This is a genomic window from Pseudomyxococcus flavus, from assembly GCF_050038885.1.
Lineage (GTDB): Bacteria > Myxococcota > Myxococcia > Myxococcales > Myxococcaceae > Myxococcus > Myxococcus flavus.
This window is the reverse complement of sequence record NZ_CP143624.1, coordinates 8,419,193-8,433,738: the sequence shown is the minus strand read 5'-3', so window position 1 is coordinate 8,433,738 and position 14,546 is coordinate 8,419,193. Positions and strand designations below refer to the sequence as shown.

Sequence of the window (14,546 nt, the reverse complement as noted above, 5' to 3'; positions counted from 1 at the left end):
CGATTAACGGACTTTGTCGCGCGCGGAGCAAGCGCCCCGCGCGTGGTTCATGCATGACGCACTGCATGAACCTGAATTCACCTTCAGGCGGTGACCTGGGCCAGCGCCTGCTCGAGCTGGGAGAGGCCATAGGGCTTGGGCAGGAGGACGGCGCCCGCGAGCGTGTCCATGCCGCCGGTGTCCACGCTGGTGCCGTGGCCCGACGCGATGATGACGCGCAGCCCCGGTGCGTTGCGGACGGCCTGGCGGGCCAGCTCGATGCCGGACTGGCCGGGCAGGCTCACGTCGGTGAAGAGGAGGTCGAAGGCGCGTGAGGCCAGCAGGGGCGCGGCCGCCTCGGCGCTGGTGGCGGCCGTCACGGTGTGTCCCAGCGTCTCCAGCAGCTCGCAGGCGGGCATCAGGATGTTCTCGTCGTCCTCCACGAGGAGGATGTGCAGCGGCGCGCGCTTCTGCGGCGCCGCCGCTGGCAGCGGCGGGGGCATCAGCCGCGGCGGGTTGGCGGCCTCGCGCTCGGCGATGCGCCGCTGCCGGGCGGCGAGCAGCTGACGGATCTTCCGCGCCAGGTCCTCACGCCGGTAGGGCTTGCTGAGCAGCTGGACGCCGGGGTCCAGGCGTCCGCCGTGGACGATGGCGTTCTCCGTGTAGCCCGACGTGAAGAGCACCTCGATGTCCGGGGAGAGCGCCTTGGCCTGCCGCGCCAGCTCCGGGCTGCGCACCGGGCCGGGCATCACCACGTCCGTGAAGAGCAGATCGATGGGGATGCCGCTCTGGATGACGGCGAGCGCGCTCTGGCCGTCGGACGCCTTGAGCACGCGGTAGCCCAGCTCCGTCAGCATCTCCACCGCGGTGGCCCGCACCTCCGCGTCGTCCTCGACGACGAGCAGCGTCTCGGTGCCACCCTCGACGGGCTCGGCGAGGTGTTCGGCGCGAGGCATCTCCGCCTGGAGGGAGCGGGGGAGGTAGATCTTGATGGTCGTCCCGTGGCCGACCTCGCTGTAGATCTTGACGTGGCCGCCGGTCTGCTTGACGAAGCCATACACCATGCTCAGGCCCAGGCCCGTGCCCCGGCCCTCCGGCTTGGTGGTGAAGAAGGGCTCGAAGGCGCGCTCCATCACCTCCGGTGGCATGCCGCAGCCGGTGTCGGAGATGGCCAGCATCACGTACTGGCCAGCGGCCACGTCCGGGTGGAGCTGGGCGTAGTGGTCGTCCAGCATGGCGTTGCCGGCCTCGACGGTCAGCTTGCCCTCGCTCTCCATGGCGTCGCGCGCGTTGATGGCCAGGTTGAGGATGACGTTCTCGAGCTGGTTCGGGTCGGCGAAGGTGTTCCAGAGCCCTCCGCCGATGATGGTCTCCAGCGCCACGCCCTCGCCGAGCGCGCGGCGGAGCAGGTCGTCCATGTCGCGCACCAGGCGGGCCAGGTTGATGACGGTGGGGTTGAGCGGCTGGCGCCGGGCGAAGGCGAGCAGCTGAGAGGAGAGGCGCGCGCCCCGCTCCACGGCGCCGATGGCAGTGGCCAGCCGGCGCTGGGCCTGGGTGTTGTCTCCCACGTCGCGCAGCAGGAGCTGGAGGTTGCCGCCGATGACCTGGAGCAGGTTGTTGAAGTCGTGCGCCACGCCGCCGGTGAGCTTGCCCACCGCTTCCATCTTCTGCGCCTGCCGCAGGGCGGCCTCCGTCTGGCGCCGCTCGGCCTCGCTCTCCTCCAGCGCGCGGGTGCGCTCGCGGACGAGCTCCTCCAGGTGGTCCTTGTACTGGCGCAGCTCGTCCTGGGCGCGCTTCTGCTCGGAGATGTCGTGGCCCTGGACGAAGATGCCGGAGATGGTGCCGTCCGGCTCGATGATGGGCTGATAGACGAGGTCGACGTAGCTCTCCGCGAGCGTGTCGTCGGGCGTCCGCTGGAGGAGCACCTTCATGCCCCGGCCCACGAAGGCCTCACCGGTGGTGAAGACGCGGTCGAGCAGCTCGAAGTAGCCCTGGCCGTCCACCTCTGGCAGCGCCTCCCGGATGCGCTTGCCCACGATGTCCCGGTGACCGACGAGCTGCTGGTAGGCCGAGTTGGCGAGCTCGAACACGTGCTCCCGGCCCCGCAGGAAGCACATGAAGCCCGGGGCCTGCTCGAACAGCCGGCGGAGGTGGCGCCGCTCGAGGTCCAGGGTGCGGTTGGTCTCCTGTACCTGCTGGGCACGCTGGAACACGCCCGCTTCCAGCTGGGCGGATCGCGGGGCCGGTTCGGCGTCCTTCGCCTCGTTCACCGCGCGGACGGCGTCCTGGAGCCGCTTGAGCTCCGTGATGTCGACCGTGTGCTGGAGGATGTAGGCCACCTCGCCCGCGGAATCGAGGAGCGGGATGTGGGTGGCGCTCCAGTAGCGGTATTCGCTGACGACGCCCTGGTCCGTCTGCAGAGGGACGCGATACGGAATCAGCGCGAGGATGTCCGGGACCCGCCGCTCCAGCACGCGAAGGAAGGAGTCGCGGAGCTGCCGCGTGGCCTCGTCGTCGGGGTTGTCTGGATCATTCGGGAAGACTTCGAAGAGGTACCGGCCCACCAGGCGGTCCAGCGTGCTCGCGGTGATGCGGAGGTACGCCTGGTTGGCCGCGACGTACCGAAGCTCGCGGTCCACCAGCATGTACGGGTTCGGCGAGGCGTCGAAGAGCGTCTTGAAGTCGATGGTGTTCTGCATCGTGCGGCGAGACTCCTGACCTGGTGCGCGAGCGACGCAGGCAGGCGGGTAGGGCGCACTACCCTTGACCGGTCTGCCGACGGTCCGCCATGGCCTCGGTCGGAGGGATGGGGCAGTTGTCGTACAGGCGACAAGTTCCAGGGCTCCGGGCGGCCCGGATCAACCTGAGGCAAGGGGGAAGATGTTCCAAGCACCTGAAACAGGGGTGCGATGCCTACATGAACGAACCTTCAGCCAGTCTGGCTGTCGTGCCGTCGCGAGCGGGCGGGGCGTCGTGCGGGTCGTCGGTTTCTCGCCAGGCGGGCAAAGCTGCACTCATGAGGTGCGATGCCTACATGAACAGATCATCAGTGAGTTCTTGATGGCTCTTGAACCATGGCGCCTGCAGCAGGAGTCTTCGGTGTCCCCTTGCGCCTACATGAACACACCATCAGGTGTGCCCGAGATGCTCTCGCTGGGGGCAATGCCTACATGAATCCCTTTTCAGTGACTCCTCAATGACAGACGCCAAGCGCGATCCCGCCAGATCAACCAAATGGAAAATGCATATTAAAATGTTTGTGTTTTATTCGTGCAATCAGTTGCAGTGAATTGAATGGATTGCCGTAAATGATCACAATTGCTTGTGTCTGTGTTTGTCTTTGTCGCGGAGGTGCGCGAGGCCCCGTCTCCTCCGGGGCCTCGAAGCGCTGGGGGGGCCTACGCGCCAGCGCGCTGGCGGTTCAGCCGGTCGTAGTGGCGGTATCCCAGCTTGTCGAGCGCGCTCGCGGGCGCCAGGCCGATGTCCACCAGCGTCTTGATGTCATACGTCCCCGCGAGCACGGGCGGGGCGTAGTTCCGGATGGCCTCGGGGCTGCGGAACTTCTCCAGCGGGAACAGCACGGTGTTGGTGTGCACGTGCATGAAGTGCGCGGCCGACTGGCGCTGCCATCCGGGGACGCCGGGGGCGGTGATGACGTGGGGGGTGGCGAGGAACGTACCGCCCGTGAGGATCTCGAGCTGCTGGCCCACCTGCGCCACGATGCACCCGGCGGGCGCGGTGCCGCGGACCTGGATGCCGTTCGGCGCCTCGGGCGTGGCGCGGGTGCGGAGGTAGAGGCCGCTCTTGTTGTCGGGGCCCGGCGCGGGGCGCCCGTCCGGGTCGAGGAAGCGCCCGCCGGGGAGGAGGGTGAGCAGGTTGAAGTCCGTGTGCTCCTCGCCCCAGACGATGTCCGTGTTCACCTGTGCGTCGGTGAGGGGCAGGTACTGGAGCGCGCGGGTGACGTGGGCGGCACGCTCGCACAGCTCGGCGAAGACATTCTCCGGGAGCCCCAACGCCACGGCGGAGCCACGGAGCAGCTTCAGGCCGGCTTCGTGGAGGGAGCGGCCCAGCGTCATCAGGCCGTCCTCGAAGTAGGGCGGCGCGTTCTGGGGCCACACGTTCTCCGGGTACAGCTCCGGGAACTCCAGGGCGGACTGCGCGTCGTTGGGGTAGGGCGCGGCGAAGTAGCACTCCTTGAAGTCCGGCTGGCCCTTGCTGGCGACCGCGACCTCGGTGTTCGGAGGCGTCCAGCCGCGCTGGTACCAGATGTCGGCGCGGCCGTAGGGCTTCTTCTCCTCGGCCGGCTTCGCGATGAACGCGCCGAAGGCGTCGTAGAACCGGTTCAGCGCCTGGGTGTCGACGCCGTGGTTCTTCACGTACACGAGACCGAAGACGCCGAAGGCCTCACGGATGGCCGCGGCGGCGCGTTCGACGCGAGCAGAGTCATTCGACGCGAGGTCGGCGAGGTCGACAGTGGGGATGTTGAGTGAAGGGGTCTCGGCCATGGTGGGGCCATGGTGTACCGCTCCCCGGGAATAAATGGGAGGGCTTGATGTGCTGGAGGGCCCTCCGGCAGCCTCGCGGCGCGGCAAATCCGGGATCCCCGGTGTGGCGGGCGCCCGGGCGCAAAATCTGCGCTTCCCCCTGCGCGGCCCGGTCCCTGGGGTTATCGTCCGCCGCCCCACGCAGAGAGGTCCCCCGTGAAGAAGCTGGTCTCCGCCTGGTTCCGCATCCCCTTCTGGCAGCGCGTCCTGGGGGCCTTCGTGCTCGGCGCGTTGGCCGGATGGCTCGTGGGTGAGCCGGCGGGTCCGTGGTTCCAGCCGCTGGGCACGCTCTACGTGAACCTCATCAAGATGATCGCCACCCCGCTGGTGTTCTTCGCGGTCATCCACGCGGTGTCGGCGCTCCATGGCCAGAAGAGCGTGGCGGCGTTGGGGGGCAAGACGTTCCTCTGGTTCGCCATCACCGCGGCGCTGGCGGTGGGCGTGGGCCTGGGCGTCGCCGCGCTGCTGCGGCCCGGGGAGGGCGTGGGGCAGCTGGTGGCCCTGGAGTCCTACAAGCCCCGCGACGTGCCCGGCCCCATCCAGGTGCTGCTGGACGTGGTGCCCACCAACCCCTTCGCGGCGCTGGCGGGCGGGAAGATCCTCCAGGTCATCTTCTTCGCCGCGCTGCTGGGGTTCGCGCTGGTGAAGCTCGGGGACAAGACGGCGCGGCTTCGCGAGCTGGTCAAGGAGGCCAGCGACGCGATGATTCAGGTCACCCGCTTCGTGCTGGAGCTCACGCCGCTGGGCACCTTCGGCCTCATCGCCGCCCTGGTGGGCACCTACGGCTTCGAGCGGCTGCTGCCGCTGGGCAAGCTCGTCCTGGCGCTGTACCTGGCGTGCGCGCTGCACATCGTCTTCGTTTATGGCGGGCTGCTGCTGACGCACGGGCTCAACCCGCTGCGCTTCTTCCGGGGCGCCGCGCCGGGCATGCAGGTGGCCTTCGTCAGCTCGTCCAGCTTCGCCTCCATGCCGGTGGCCCTGCGCGCCATCACCCACAACCTGGGCGTCAACAAGGACTACGCGGCCTTCGCGGTGCCGCTGGGCGCGAGCATCAAGATGGACGGCTGCGGCGCCATCTACCCGGCCATCGCATCGCTCTTCGTGGCGCAGTACTTCGGCCTGGAGCTGTCCGCGTCGCAGTACTTCATCATCCTGCTGGCGTCGGTGCTGGGCAGCTTCGGCACCGCGGGGGTGCCCGGGACGGCGGTGGTGATGGCCACGGTGGTGCTCAGCTCCGCGGGCCTGCCGCTGGAGGGGCTGGGCTACCTGCTCGCCATCGACCGCGTCCTCGACATGATGCGCACGCTGACGAACGTCACGGGGCAGATGCTGGTGCCCGTGCTGGTGGCGCGCGAGGAGGGGCTGCTGGATATCGCCGTCTATGACCGCGCGGCCACCAACATCGCGCTGGGCGAGGACGCGGTGAAGGCCGACTGAGGCTCGTCGCTGGCGCCGGGTGGGTGCCAGGCGGACGTCACGAAGGCGGAGGGCTCGCCTCAGTCCTCGTTATCCGGCCCCAGGCGCGGTTCGTATGGCCCTCCCGCCGCGTGGTGACCCTCCAGGTCGTTGTGGTGGGTGCGACCCCAGAGCGGGATTCCCGCGCGGAACGCCGCCTGGGCGATGAGGAGCGTTGCCACCGGCGTCATCACGAAGACGAAGGCGATGCCCAGCACCGCCCGGGCCACCACGCTGACGTCGCCCAGCCCCACCGCCGCCGCGCCAAGGAGGAGCCCGAGGCCCAGCGAGGACGCCTTCGCCGCCGCCTGCAGCCGAAGGAACAGGTCCGGCATCCGGAACAAGCCCAGCCCCGCCAGGAGCATCAGCAGCGCTCCCCCGACGAGCAGCACCGCCGTGAGGACCTCCTTCATCGCTGGCCTCGCGGCGCGCTGTAGAGGTAACGCGCAATGACGATGGTGCCCATGGAGCCGATGACGGCCAGCACCAGCGCCACGTCCACCAGCTCGGACTGTCCCACCCACAGAGCATAGACGGTGATGACGGCCGCAGTCTGGAGGGAGAAGAGGTCCAGGGCCACGACCCGATCCGTCAAGGAGGGGCCGCGCACCAGCCGGTGTAGCGAGAACAACATCGCAAGGGAGATCGCGCCGAGCGCTCCCTGGGTGATGATCTGCAACCAGCCGCTCATCGCAAGGCCCTCAACAGCGGAATCTCCACGCTCTCGCGGAGCTCCCGGCAGAATGCTTCCCTCGTGGTGGCGAACATCACATGGACGTAGATGCACTTGCGGTCATCGGATACCTCCAGCGCCAGCGTGCCCGGCACGAAGGTGACGATGAGCGTCAGCAGGGTGATCTCCGCGTCCGTCCGTGCCTCCATGTCGTACCGGTAGATGGCGGGCTGCGAGATGAGCTTCGGCGTGGCAATCTCGTAGGCGACCCGCGCGTTGGCGACCAGCACGTCCCAGCCGACGCGCGCGACCAACCGCGCCACGTTCCACGCCTGCGTCGTGTAGCGCGAGGGGATGTGCTGCGTGTCGACCAGCGCCAGCACCAGGAAGCCAATCACGAAGCCCGTGAGGAGGTTCTCCCCGGTGACGTTCCCCAGCATCGCCGCCCACAGGAGCGCCAGCATCAGGTTCCATAGGAAAGCCGTCATGGGCGTTCTCCCAGCACCGCCCGCACGTACTCGGCCGGGTCCAGGAGCTGGCCCGCCGCCGCGTCCGCCAGCTCCAGCAGGGGCTCGGCGCCCACGCCCAGGACGACCATGAACGTCGTCATGGCCATGCAGGGCCCGAGCACGCCGTCGCCCAGGCTCAGCGGCCGGCTGGGCTCCTGGGGCTGGTTCTCCGGCGGCGCCTTCCAGAAGGCCTCGCGCCAGATCTTCATCATGGAGAAGAGGGTGAGGAGCCCCACCACCACCGCCGTGGCCGCGATGGCCCAGTTCTCCGCCAACAGCGCGGCGTGGATGATGGCCAGCTTGGCGAAGAAGCCGGAGAAGGGCGGCACGCCCGCGAGCGACAGCGCCGGGATGAAGAACAGCGCCGCCAGCAGGGGCTGCGTCCGGTACAGGTTCCCCATCTGGTGCAGATCATAGGTGCGGGTGACGCGCGCCGTGGCCCCGCTCACCAGGAAGAGGGCGGACTTGGCGAAGATGTAGTGGATGAGGAAGGCGATGAGCGCCGTCAGCGCGCCTCGCGTGAACAGCCCCAGGGCCGCGATGAGGTAGCCAATCTGGCTGATGATGTGGAAGGACAGCAGCCGGCGCATGTCGTACTGCGCCACCGCGCCCAGCACGCCCGTCACCATGGTGAGGCCGCCGATGACCAGGAGGAGCGTGCTCGTCAGCGCCAGGTCCTGGGTGAAGACCAGGGTGAAGACGCGCGCGAGGGCGTAGACCCCCACCTTGGTGAGCAGCGCGGAGAAGAGCGTCGTCACCGCCGCCGGAGGTGTGTGGTACGAGGCCGGCAGCCAGAAGAAGAGGGGGAAGGCCCCCGCCTTCAGCGCGAAGGCCACCAGGAAGAACATGGACACCGCTGTCTGGAGCCTCGCCGTCCCCGAGCCGGGAAGCATGACGGACAGGTCCGCCAGGTTGAGCGTCCCCGCCACGCCGTACAGCAGGCCCACCGCGCACAGCAGCACCACGGAGCCCATGAGGCTCAGGGACATGTACTTGATGGAGGCCTCGAGCTGCTCCTGCCGCGCCTCCAGCGCGAGCAGCACGAAGGAGGCGCCCAGCATGACCTCGATCCACACGAAGAGGTTGAACAGGTCACCGGTGAGGAACGCGCCGCACACGCCGCCCACGAGCACCAGCACCAGCGGGTAGTAGGCGCCCGCCTCCCGGGAGGCGGGGAGCGTGGCCGCGGAGTAGGAGACCACCGTCAGCCCTATCACCCCGGTGACGAGCACCAGCAACGCGCTGAGCAGGTCCGCCACCAGGGTGATGCCGAAGGGCGCGGCCCAGCCGCCCACCTGCACCGCCTGCACGCCCTGGCGGCGCACGGTGACCAGCAGCATGGCGCCCACGACGGTGACGGCCACCATGGTCATCAACGCCAGCCACCGGCGGGGCCACGCGCGGGACGGGGTGAGTTGCTCCGCCGCCGCGGCGCCCAGGCACAGGATCATGGGCAGGCAGAGCAGCGCCGCGGGCGTCATTGCTGGGAGTCCTTCAGCTCGGTGCGCAGCACGCGGGTGTCGTCGGTGCCCGTCTCCTGCGCGGCCCGGTGCACCAGCACCAGCAGCAGCGCGAGCAGCCCGAAGTTGATGACGATGGCGGTCAGGATGAAGGCCTGTGGCACGGGGTCCGCGAAGGGGGCGGAGAGCGCCTCCTGGCCCTCCGGCACCAGCGGCGCGAAGCCCCGCTGTAGCCCGTTCACGGTGAACAGCAGCAGGTTGGCGGCGCTGCCCAGCAGCACCAGGCCCAGCGCCAGCCGCACGACGCTGTGGAGCATCAGGCAGTAGAGCCCCGCCGCGAAGAGGCCGCCCACGGTGAGCGCGAGGAACAGTTCCATGGCTAGGTCCTCGCCTCCGGCACGGTGGTGTCCTCGCCGCGGCCCATGCCCAGGATGAATGACATCGCCGTGCCCAGCACGGCCAGGTACACGCCGACGTCGAAGACCTGTGGCGTGCCCACCTTGAGACTGCCGGACCACGGCAGGGGAAACTCGGCCCAGTCGCTCGACAGGAACGCGTTGCCCTCCAGCATCGCGGGGACGCCGCTGCCCAGCGCCACGAGGAGCCCCGCCGCCGCCAGCCGCGTGGGGTGCACCCGGAGTTGCTTGATCGCGGCCGGCCGACCGAAGGCCACCATCTGCAAGGCGAACGCGGTCGCCGCCATCAGGCCCCCGACGAAGCCGCCACCGGGGATGTCGTGGCCCCGCACGCCCAGCACCAGGGACACGAGGAGCAGAACCGGTGTCATCATCCGCGCCACGGTGTGCATCACCACGGGACTCATACCTGCCTCTCCTTTCGCCGCGTTCGTGTGCGGAACAGGAGATAGACACCCAGCCCGGATGTCGCCAGCACCGTGGTCTCTCCGAGCGTGTCGAGCGACCGGAAGTCCACCAGGATGACGTTGACGATGTTCAGCCCCTTGCCCTGGGGAACGCTCTGCGCTGCGTAGTAGTCCGCCAGCCGTCGGTGCGACGGCATCGACGCCACGTGAAGCAGGGTCCAGGTGATGACAGCGCCCACCGCCAGAGGCAGCGCCGCCGTCCACCAGCGGAAGCGGTGCTCGTGCGGCTGCACCGGGAAGCGGGCGAACACGAGCGCGAACAGGATGACGGTGAGCGTCTGCACCACCACTTGCGTCATCGCCAGGTCCGGCGCGGCGAAGAAGACGTACAGCAGCGCCTCCGCCAGGCCCAGCGCCCCCAGCGCGAGGATGGACGTGAGCGCCGATCTCGACACCACGGCCAGCACCGCCGACACCAGGATGCCCGCGAGCACCACCACCTCGTGCGGCAGGATGTCCGTGGAAACCTCCCGGGGCCATGCCCACAGCCGCAGCACCACCCCGAGCCCCACCACCCCCCCGAAAGTGGCCATGGTGACGACGATGTACTGGTGCAGCGAGCCGTTCTGCAGCAGCCTCGTCATGGACGAGGACAGCTTCATCAGGCCGATGAGCGACGCCTGGTACAGCCGCTCCGGGCCGTAATCGCCGAGGTTCAGCGTCTTCAAGCAGTGAAGCACGGGCCGGCGCAGCGCGAAGAGGCCGCCGCCCAGGGCGAGGCTCGCCGCGCTCAGGCCCAGCGCCGGCGTCACGCCGTGCCACAGCGTCAGCTTCAGGCCCGCGGCCAGGCCGCCGCCGATATCCGTGGCCGCGGTGGCCAGGAGGGGTTGGATGGCCCAGGGCACCAGGCCCAGCGCCAGGCCCGTGGCGGCGAGCAACGCGGGCCCCAGCCACATGGACAGGGGGGCTTCATGGATCCCCGCCTCGGGCTTGTCCGCGTGGAAGGTGCGGCCCACGAAGGGCTGCACACCGACGCGAAGCGCCGCGGCCACCATGCCGCTGAAGCCCACCATCGCCGCCAGCGCCAGCGGCCATCCGCCGGGGCCTTTCAGGCACGCCTCGTAGATGAGCTCCTTGCCCACGAAGCCGAAGAGCGGGGGGATGCCCATCATGGACAGAGCGGCGGCCGCCGCCGCGGCCGCCGTCAGGGGCAGGTGCTTGCGCAGGCCGCTCAGGTGCGTCAGGTCGCGTGTCCCTGTCTCGTGGTCCACCGAGCCCGCGACCAGGAAGAGGGTGCCCTTGTAGAGCGCGTGCGCGGTGAGGAAGGTCACCATGGCCTGGATGGCGGCCGCGGTGCCCTGGCCCAGCAGCATCACCAGCGCGCCCAGGACGCTCACCGTCGCATAGGCGAGCACGAGCTTGAGGTCGGTGTGGCCCAGGGCCAGGAGCGCGCCCAGCACCATGGTCACCGCCCCCACCACCGTCAGGATGGTTTCCCACTCGGGCGTTCCCCCAAGCACCGGCGCCAGGCGGGCGAGGAGGAATACGCCGGCCTTCACCATCGTCGCGGAGTGGAGGTACGCGCTCACCGGTGTGGGTGCGGTCATCGCGCCTGGCAGCCAGGTGTGGAAGGGCACCTGCGCGGACTTCGTGAAGGCTCCGCCCAGCACCAGCAGAAGGATGGCCAGGTAGCGCGGGCTGTCGCGCACCGTCTCCGCGGCGGCGAGCGTGCCGGAGATGGACAGCGACCCCACCACGTCCCCCATCAACAGCAGTCCCACCAGGAGCGACTGGCCGCCCAGCGCGGTGATGAGCAGGGCCCGCTGCGCGGACTCACGGGCCGCGTCCTCCTTATGCTCGAAGCCGATGAGGATGAAGGAGGCGAAGGTCGTCACCTCCCAGCAAACGAAGAGCAGGAGCGTGTTGTCCGCGAGGACGATGCCCAGCATCCCGCCCATGAAGAGCAGGAGCCAGCCGTAGAAGCGGCCCAGGACCTCATGGTGGACCAGATAGCGGCCCGCGTAGATGACCACGAGCGTTCCCAGCCCGGTGATGAGCAGCGCCATCAACAGGGCCAGGGCGTCCAGCCGCAGCGCGAAGTCGATGCCCAGGTCCGGCATCCACCGCAGGCTGACGGACCGCACCTCGCCCCGGACGATGGCGGGCACCTGCGCGCCGAACCAGACCGCCAGCCCTGCCGGGAACATGGCCAGCACCCAGCCGGCCCCTCTCTGGCTCAGCCGCGTGAGCAGCACGGCCAGGGCGGCGGCGATGAAGGGCACGAAGAAGGCGAGGCTCAGAGCCATGGGTGCTGCAAGCTGGCCATTGCCCGGGGGCGGCCTCCACGCTTCTTGCTGGTACACGCGCGCTTGGGGCCAGTGGTGGACATTCCCAGGGGGCCCCCTGGGACGAAGTGTCCAGCAGTGCCCGCCCGCCGCCCCGGCCGCTGGACGGGCGGATGGGTGCTCCGCAGCGGGCGTTGGCGACCAGGTGCGTAGCTTCATGGCGTCCCCGAACCCCGAGGAGCCCGTCATGAGCGCCACCGTCTCCGACTACCTGCTCCACCGCCTCTCGCAGTGGGGCGTCCGCCGCATCTATGGCTACCCCGGTGATGGCATCAACGGCGTGCTCGGTGCGCTCGGCCGCACCACGGAGTTCCGCTTCGTGCAGACGCGCCACGAGGAGATGTCCGCCTTCATGGCCTGCGCGCATGCGAAGTTCACCGGCGAGCCGGGCGTGTGCCTCGCCACCTCGGGACCCGGGGCCATCCACCTGCTCAACGGCCTCTACGACGCGAAGCTGGACCACCAGCCGGTGGTGGCCATCGTCGGCCAGCAGACGCGGGCCGCGCTGGGCGGCCACTTCCAGCAGGAGGTGGACCTGATGTCGCTCTTCAAGGACGTGGCCAGCGAGTACATCACCATGGTGACCAGCCCGTCCGCGATGCGGCACGCGGTGGACCGGGCGCTGCGGGTGGCCATCTACGAGCGCACGGTGACGTGCATCATCATCCCCAACGACGTCCAGGAAGAGGACTACCACAAGCCGCCGCACGCCCACGGCACGCTGCATTCCAGCGTGGGCCACACCGTGCCGCGCGTGCTGCCGCGCGAGCGGGACCTCCGGCGGGCGGCGGACGTCCTCAACGCCGGGAAGAAGGTGGCGATGCTGGTGGGCGCCGGGGCGCAGTGCGCGGCGGACGAGGTGATGCACGTGGCGGAGCTGCTGGGCGCGGGCGTGGCGAAGGCGCTGCTGGGCAAGGCGGTGCTGCCGGATGACCTGCCCTATGTCACCGGCTCCATCGGCCTGCTGGGCACCAAGGCGAGCTGGGACCTGATGTCGGAGTGCGACACGCTGCTCATGGTGGGCACCAGCTTCCCGTATTCGGAGTTCCTTCCGAAGGAGGGGCAGGCCCGAGGCGTGCAGATCGACATCGACGGCCGGATGCTGGCCATCCGCTACCCCATGGAGGTGGCGCTGGTAGGGGACAGCCACGAGACGCTGAAGGCCCTGATTCCCATGCTCGAGCACAAGAAGGACCGGAGCTGGCGCGACACCGTGGTGAAGAGCGTGCGGCAGTGGGAGAAGACGGCGGAGGCGCTGGCGCTGGACAGCGCGAACCCCGTCAATCCGCGGCGCGTGTTCTACGAGCTGTCCCCCCGGCTGCCGGACGACGTCATCCTCACGGCGGATTCAGGCTCCGGCACGAGCTGGTACGCCCAGTACCTGAGGATGCGCCGGGGGATGATGGCGTCCCTTTCCGGCAACCTGGCCACCATGGGCTGCGGCGTGCCCTACGCTATTGGCGCCAAGTTCGCCTTCCCCCACCGGCCCGTCATCGCCCTCGTGGGTGACGGCGCCATGCAGATGAACGGCAACGCCGAGCTCGTCACCGTGGCGAAGTACTGGAAGGAATGGAAGGACCCGCGCTTCATCGTCATGGTCCTCAACAACCGGGACCTCAACATGGTGACGTGGGAGCAGCGCGTGCTGGCGGGTGACCCCAAGCTGCCCGCGTCGCAGGACCTGCCAGACTTCCCGTACGCGGCCTACGCGGAGTCCCTGGGCTTCAAAGGCATCCGCGTGGACCGGCCGGAGTCGGTGGGCCGCGCCTGGGACGAGGCCCTGAGCTCCGACCGTCCCGTCGTCTACGAGGCCTACGTCGATCCGGACGTGCCGCTGCTGCCGCCCCACATCACCTTCGAGCAGGCGAAGCACTACGCCGAGGCGCTGGCCAAGGGCGACGTGGATGCGGGCGGCGTCCTCAAGCAGTCCCTCAAGGGGATGGTGGAGACGCTGCTGCCGCGGGGCGGGAAGTCTTGAGCGGCACGCGCCGGCTTCCCTCCGCTGTCCGGGTTGCCTCCTCACGGGCCACCTGGCCCAGCTGGATGAGCTTCAGCCGTGCGAGCAGCCGCATCACCTGCCAGGTAGGGTCCATCTCGAAGCGCTTCGCCGCGAAGTTGGGGCTCGCCGGCCGGGCGTGGTGATTGTTCTGGAACAGCTCGCCCATGCACACCACGTCCAGGGGCAGCGTGTTGCGCGATTGGTCTCGGGTCGCGAAGTTGCGGTAGCCATACCGGTGCCCGCACCAGTTCACGATGGCGCCATGCACGGGCCCCATCACGAAGTGCATGGGGAGGAGCGCCCAGTGCCACCAGCGCGTGGCGAAGCGCTTGTAGAAGAGCGTGTAGAGCGCGCCAAACCCCAGGCGCGAGGGCCAGCCGCTGAAGAAGCGGTCCACGGCGGTCCACTCGGGGTAGCCACCGATGAAGCGTGCCTCTGGCCGGATGTTCCTCGTGAGCAGGCCTCCATAGCGACGCCCCGTCGCCAGCATCATGCGCGGCAGGTGCTCGTGGTGCGCGGGGGAGTGCGGGTCGCGGGCGGTGTCCGCATAGGCATGGTGTTCACGATGCAGGATGGCGTAGGCGCGTGGGTCGAGGTAGCTCGAGCCCTGCACGAGCGCGGTGGTCAGGTGGAGCACGCGTTCGGCGCGCGGCGTCATCGTGAACATGCGGTGAGCGGCATAGCGGTGCTGGAAGAGGCTCTGGACGAGCACGCTCAGCGTCCAATGAGCGGCGAAGACGAAGGGGACCATGCTTGGAC

12 protein-coding genes are annotated in these 14,546 nt (G+C 69.2%); 2 read left to right on the top strand and 10 right to left on the bottom strand.

Going from position 1 to position 14,546, the window contains the following annotated elements; genetic code table 11:
• Positions 1-83: 83 nt before the first annotated feature.
• Together VZL07_RS35085 and VZL07_RS35080 are read right to left on the bottom strand one after the other, a co-directional pair.
• Complete coding sequence (locus tag VZL07_RS35085) at positions 84-2,678, bottom strand: response regulator (protein ID WP_426752296.1); 2,595 nt, start codon at positions 2,676-2,678, stop codon at positions 84-86.
• 699 nt (positions 2,679-3,377) lie between these two features.
• Entirely contained in the window at positions 3,378-4,484 is a 1,107-nt protein-coding gene (locus tag VZL07_RS35080) for an isopenicillin N synthase family dioxygenase (RefSeq protein WP_426752295.1), read from the bottom strand.
• A gap of 195 nt (positions 4,485-4,679) precedes the next feature.
• Here VZL07_RS35080 and VZL07_RS35075 point away from each other — a divergent pair, with 195 nt between their 5' ends.
• On the top strand, positions 4,680-5,960 hold the full coding sequence (locus VZL07_RS35075; protein ID WP_426752294.1) for a dicarboxylate/amino acid:cation symporter: 1,281 nt from the start codon (positions 4,680-4,682) through the stop codon (positions 5,958-5,960).
• Positions 5,961-6,019: 59 nt separating this feature from the next.
• On the opposite strand, the gene mnhG is transcribed toward VZL07_RS35075, so the two are convergent.
• Genes mnhG through mbhE form a run of 7 tightly spaced genes read right to left on the bottom strand, consistent with a single transcriptional unit; the run spans position 6,020 to position 11,749 of the window.
• A complete protein-coding gene (gene mnhG / locus VZL07_RS35070) occupies positions 6,020-6,391 on the bottom strand; it encodes a monovalent cation/H(+) antiporter subunit G (protein WP_426752293.1) in 372 nt (123 codons plus the stop codon).
• Positions 6,388-6,669: a monovalent cation/H+ antiporter complex subunit F gene (locus tag VZL07_RS35065; protein ID WP_426752292.1), complete on the bottom strand. Its 282-nt coding sequence runs from the start codon at positions 6,667-6,669 to the stop codon at positions 6,388-6,390. The genes mnhG and VZL07_RS35065 overlap by 4 nt, the downstream gene beginning before the upstream one ends.
• Complete coding sequence (locus VZL07_RS35060; protein ID WP_426752291.1) at positions 6,666-7,139, bottom strand: Na+/H+ antiporter subunit E; 474 nt, start codon at positions 7,137-7,139, stop codon at positions 6,666-6,668. The genes VZL07_RS35065 and VZL07_RS35060 overlap by 4 nt, the downstream gene beginning before the upstream one ends.
• On the bottom strand, positions 7,136-8,641 hold the full coding sequence (locus VZL07_RS35055; RefSeq protein WP_426752290.1) for a proton-conducting transporter membrane subunit: 1,506 nt from the start codon (positions 8,639-8,641) through the stop codon (positions 7,136-7,138). Before VZL07_RS35055 ends, VZL07_RS35060 begins: the two co-directional genes overlap by 4 nt.
• Positions 8,638-8,997, bottom strand: coding sequence for an NADH-quinone oxidoreductase subunit K (locus VZL07_RS35050; RefSeq protein ID WP_426752289.1), 360 nt, complete (start codon positions 8,995-8,997; stop codon positions 8,638-8,640). Before VZL07_RS35050 ends, VZL07_RS35055 begins: the two co-directional genes overlap by 4 nt.
• Positions 8,998-8,999: 2 nt before the next feature.
• Positions 9,000-9,443: an MnhB domain-containing protein gene (locus tag VZL07_RS35045; RefSeq protein WP_426752288.1), complete on the bottom strand. Its 444-nt coding sequence runs from the start codon at positions 9,441-9,443 to the stop codon at positions 9,000-9,002.
• Complete coding sequence (mbhE, locus tag VZL07_RS35040) at positions 9,440-11,749, bottom strand: hydrogen gas-evolving membrane-bound hydrogenase subunit E (protein ID WP_426752287.1); 2,310 nt, start codon at positions 11,747-11,749, stop codon at positions 9,440-9,442. The genes VZL07_RS35045 and mbhE overlap by 4 nt, the downstream gene beginning before the upstream one ends.
• 226 nt (positions 11,750-11,975) lie before the next feature.
• Here mbhE and VZL07_RS35035 point away from each other — a divergent pair, with 226 nt between their 5' ends.
• Complete coding sequence (locus VZL07_RS35035; protein WP_426757438.1) at positions 11,976-13,766, top strand: thiamine pyrophosphate-requiring protein; 1,791 nt, start codon at positions 11,976-11,978, stop codon at positions 13,764-13,766.
• Here VZL07_RS35035 and VZL07_RS35030 read toward each other — a convergent pair.
• Entirely contained in the window at positions 13,720-14,538 is an 819-nt protein-coding gene (locus VZL07_RS35030; RefSeq protein WP_426752286.1) for an acyl-CoA desaturase, read from the bottom strand. The two genes, VZL07_RS35035 and VZL07_RS35030, sit on opposite strands and share 47 nt — an antisense overlap.
• Between the last annotated feature and the right edge of the window lie 8 nt (positions 14,539-14,546).

Bases quoted from the DNA above. Each gene is read 5' to 3' on its own strand.
- VZL07_RS35085 (WP_426752296.1), bottom strand. From the start codon at position 2,678: ATGCAGAACACCATCGACTTCAAGACGCTCTTCGACGCCTCGCCGAAC.
- VZL07_RS35080 (WP_426752295.1), bottom strand. From the start codon at position 4,484: ATGGCCGAGACCCCTTCACTCAACATCCCCACTGTCGACCTCGCCGAC.
- mnhG (WP_426752293.1), bottom strand. From the start codon at position 6,391: ATGAAGGAGGTCCTCACGGCGGTGCTGCTCGTCGGGGGAGCGCTGCTG.
- VZL07_RS35065 (WP_426752292.1), bottom strand. From the start codon at position 6,669: ATGAGCGGCTGGTTGCAGATCATCACCCAGGGAGCGCTCGGCGCGATC.
- VZL07_RS35060 (WP_426752291.1), bottom strand. From the start codon at position 7,139: ATGACGGCTTTCCTATGGAACCTGATGCTGGCGCTCCTGTGGGCGGCG.
- VZL07_RS35055 (WP_426752290.1), bottom strand. From the start codon at position 8,641: ATGACGCCCGCGGCGCTGCTCTGCCTGCCCATGATCCTGTGCCTGGGC.
- VZL07_RS35050 (WP_426752289.1), bottom strand. From the start codon at position 8,997: ATGGAACTGTTCCTCGCGCTCACCGTGGGCGGCCTCTTCGCGGCGGGG.
- VZL07_RS35045 (WP_426752288.1), bottom strand. From the start codon at position 9,443: ATGAGTCCCGTGGTGATGCACACCGTGGCGCGGATGATGACACCGGTT.
- mbhE (WP_426752287.1), bottom strand. From the start codon at position 11,749: ATGGCTCTGAGCCTCGCCTTCTTCGTGCCCTTCATCGCCGCCGCCCTG.
- VZL07_RS35035 (WP_426757438.1), top strand. From the start codon at position 11,976: ATGAGCGCCACCGTCTCCGACTACCTGCTCCACCGCCTCTCGCAGTGG.
- VZL07_RS35030 (WP_426752286.1), bottom strand. From the start codon at position 14,538: ATGGTCCCCTTCGTCTTCGCCGCTCATTGGACGCTGAGCGTGCTCGTC.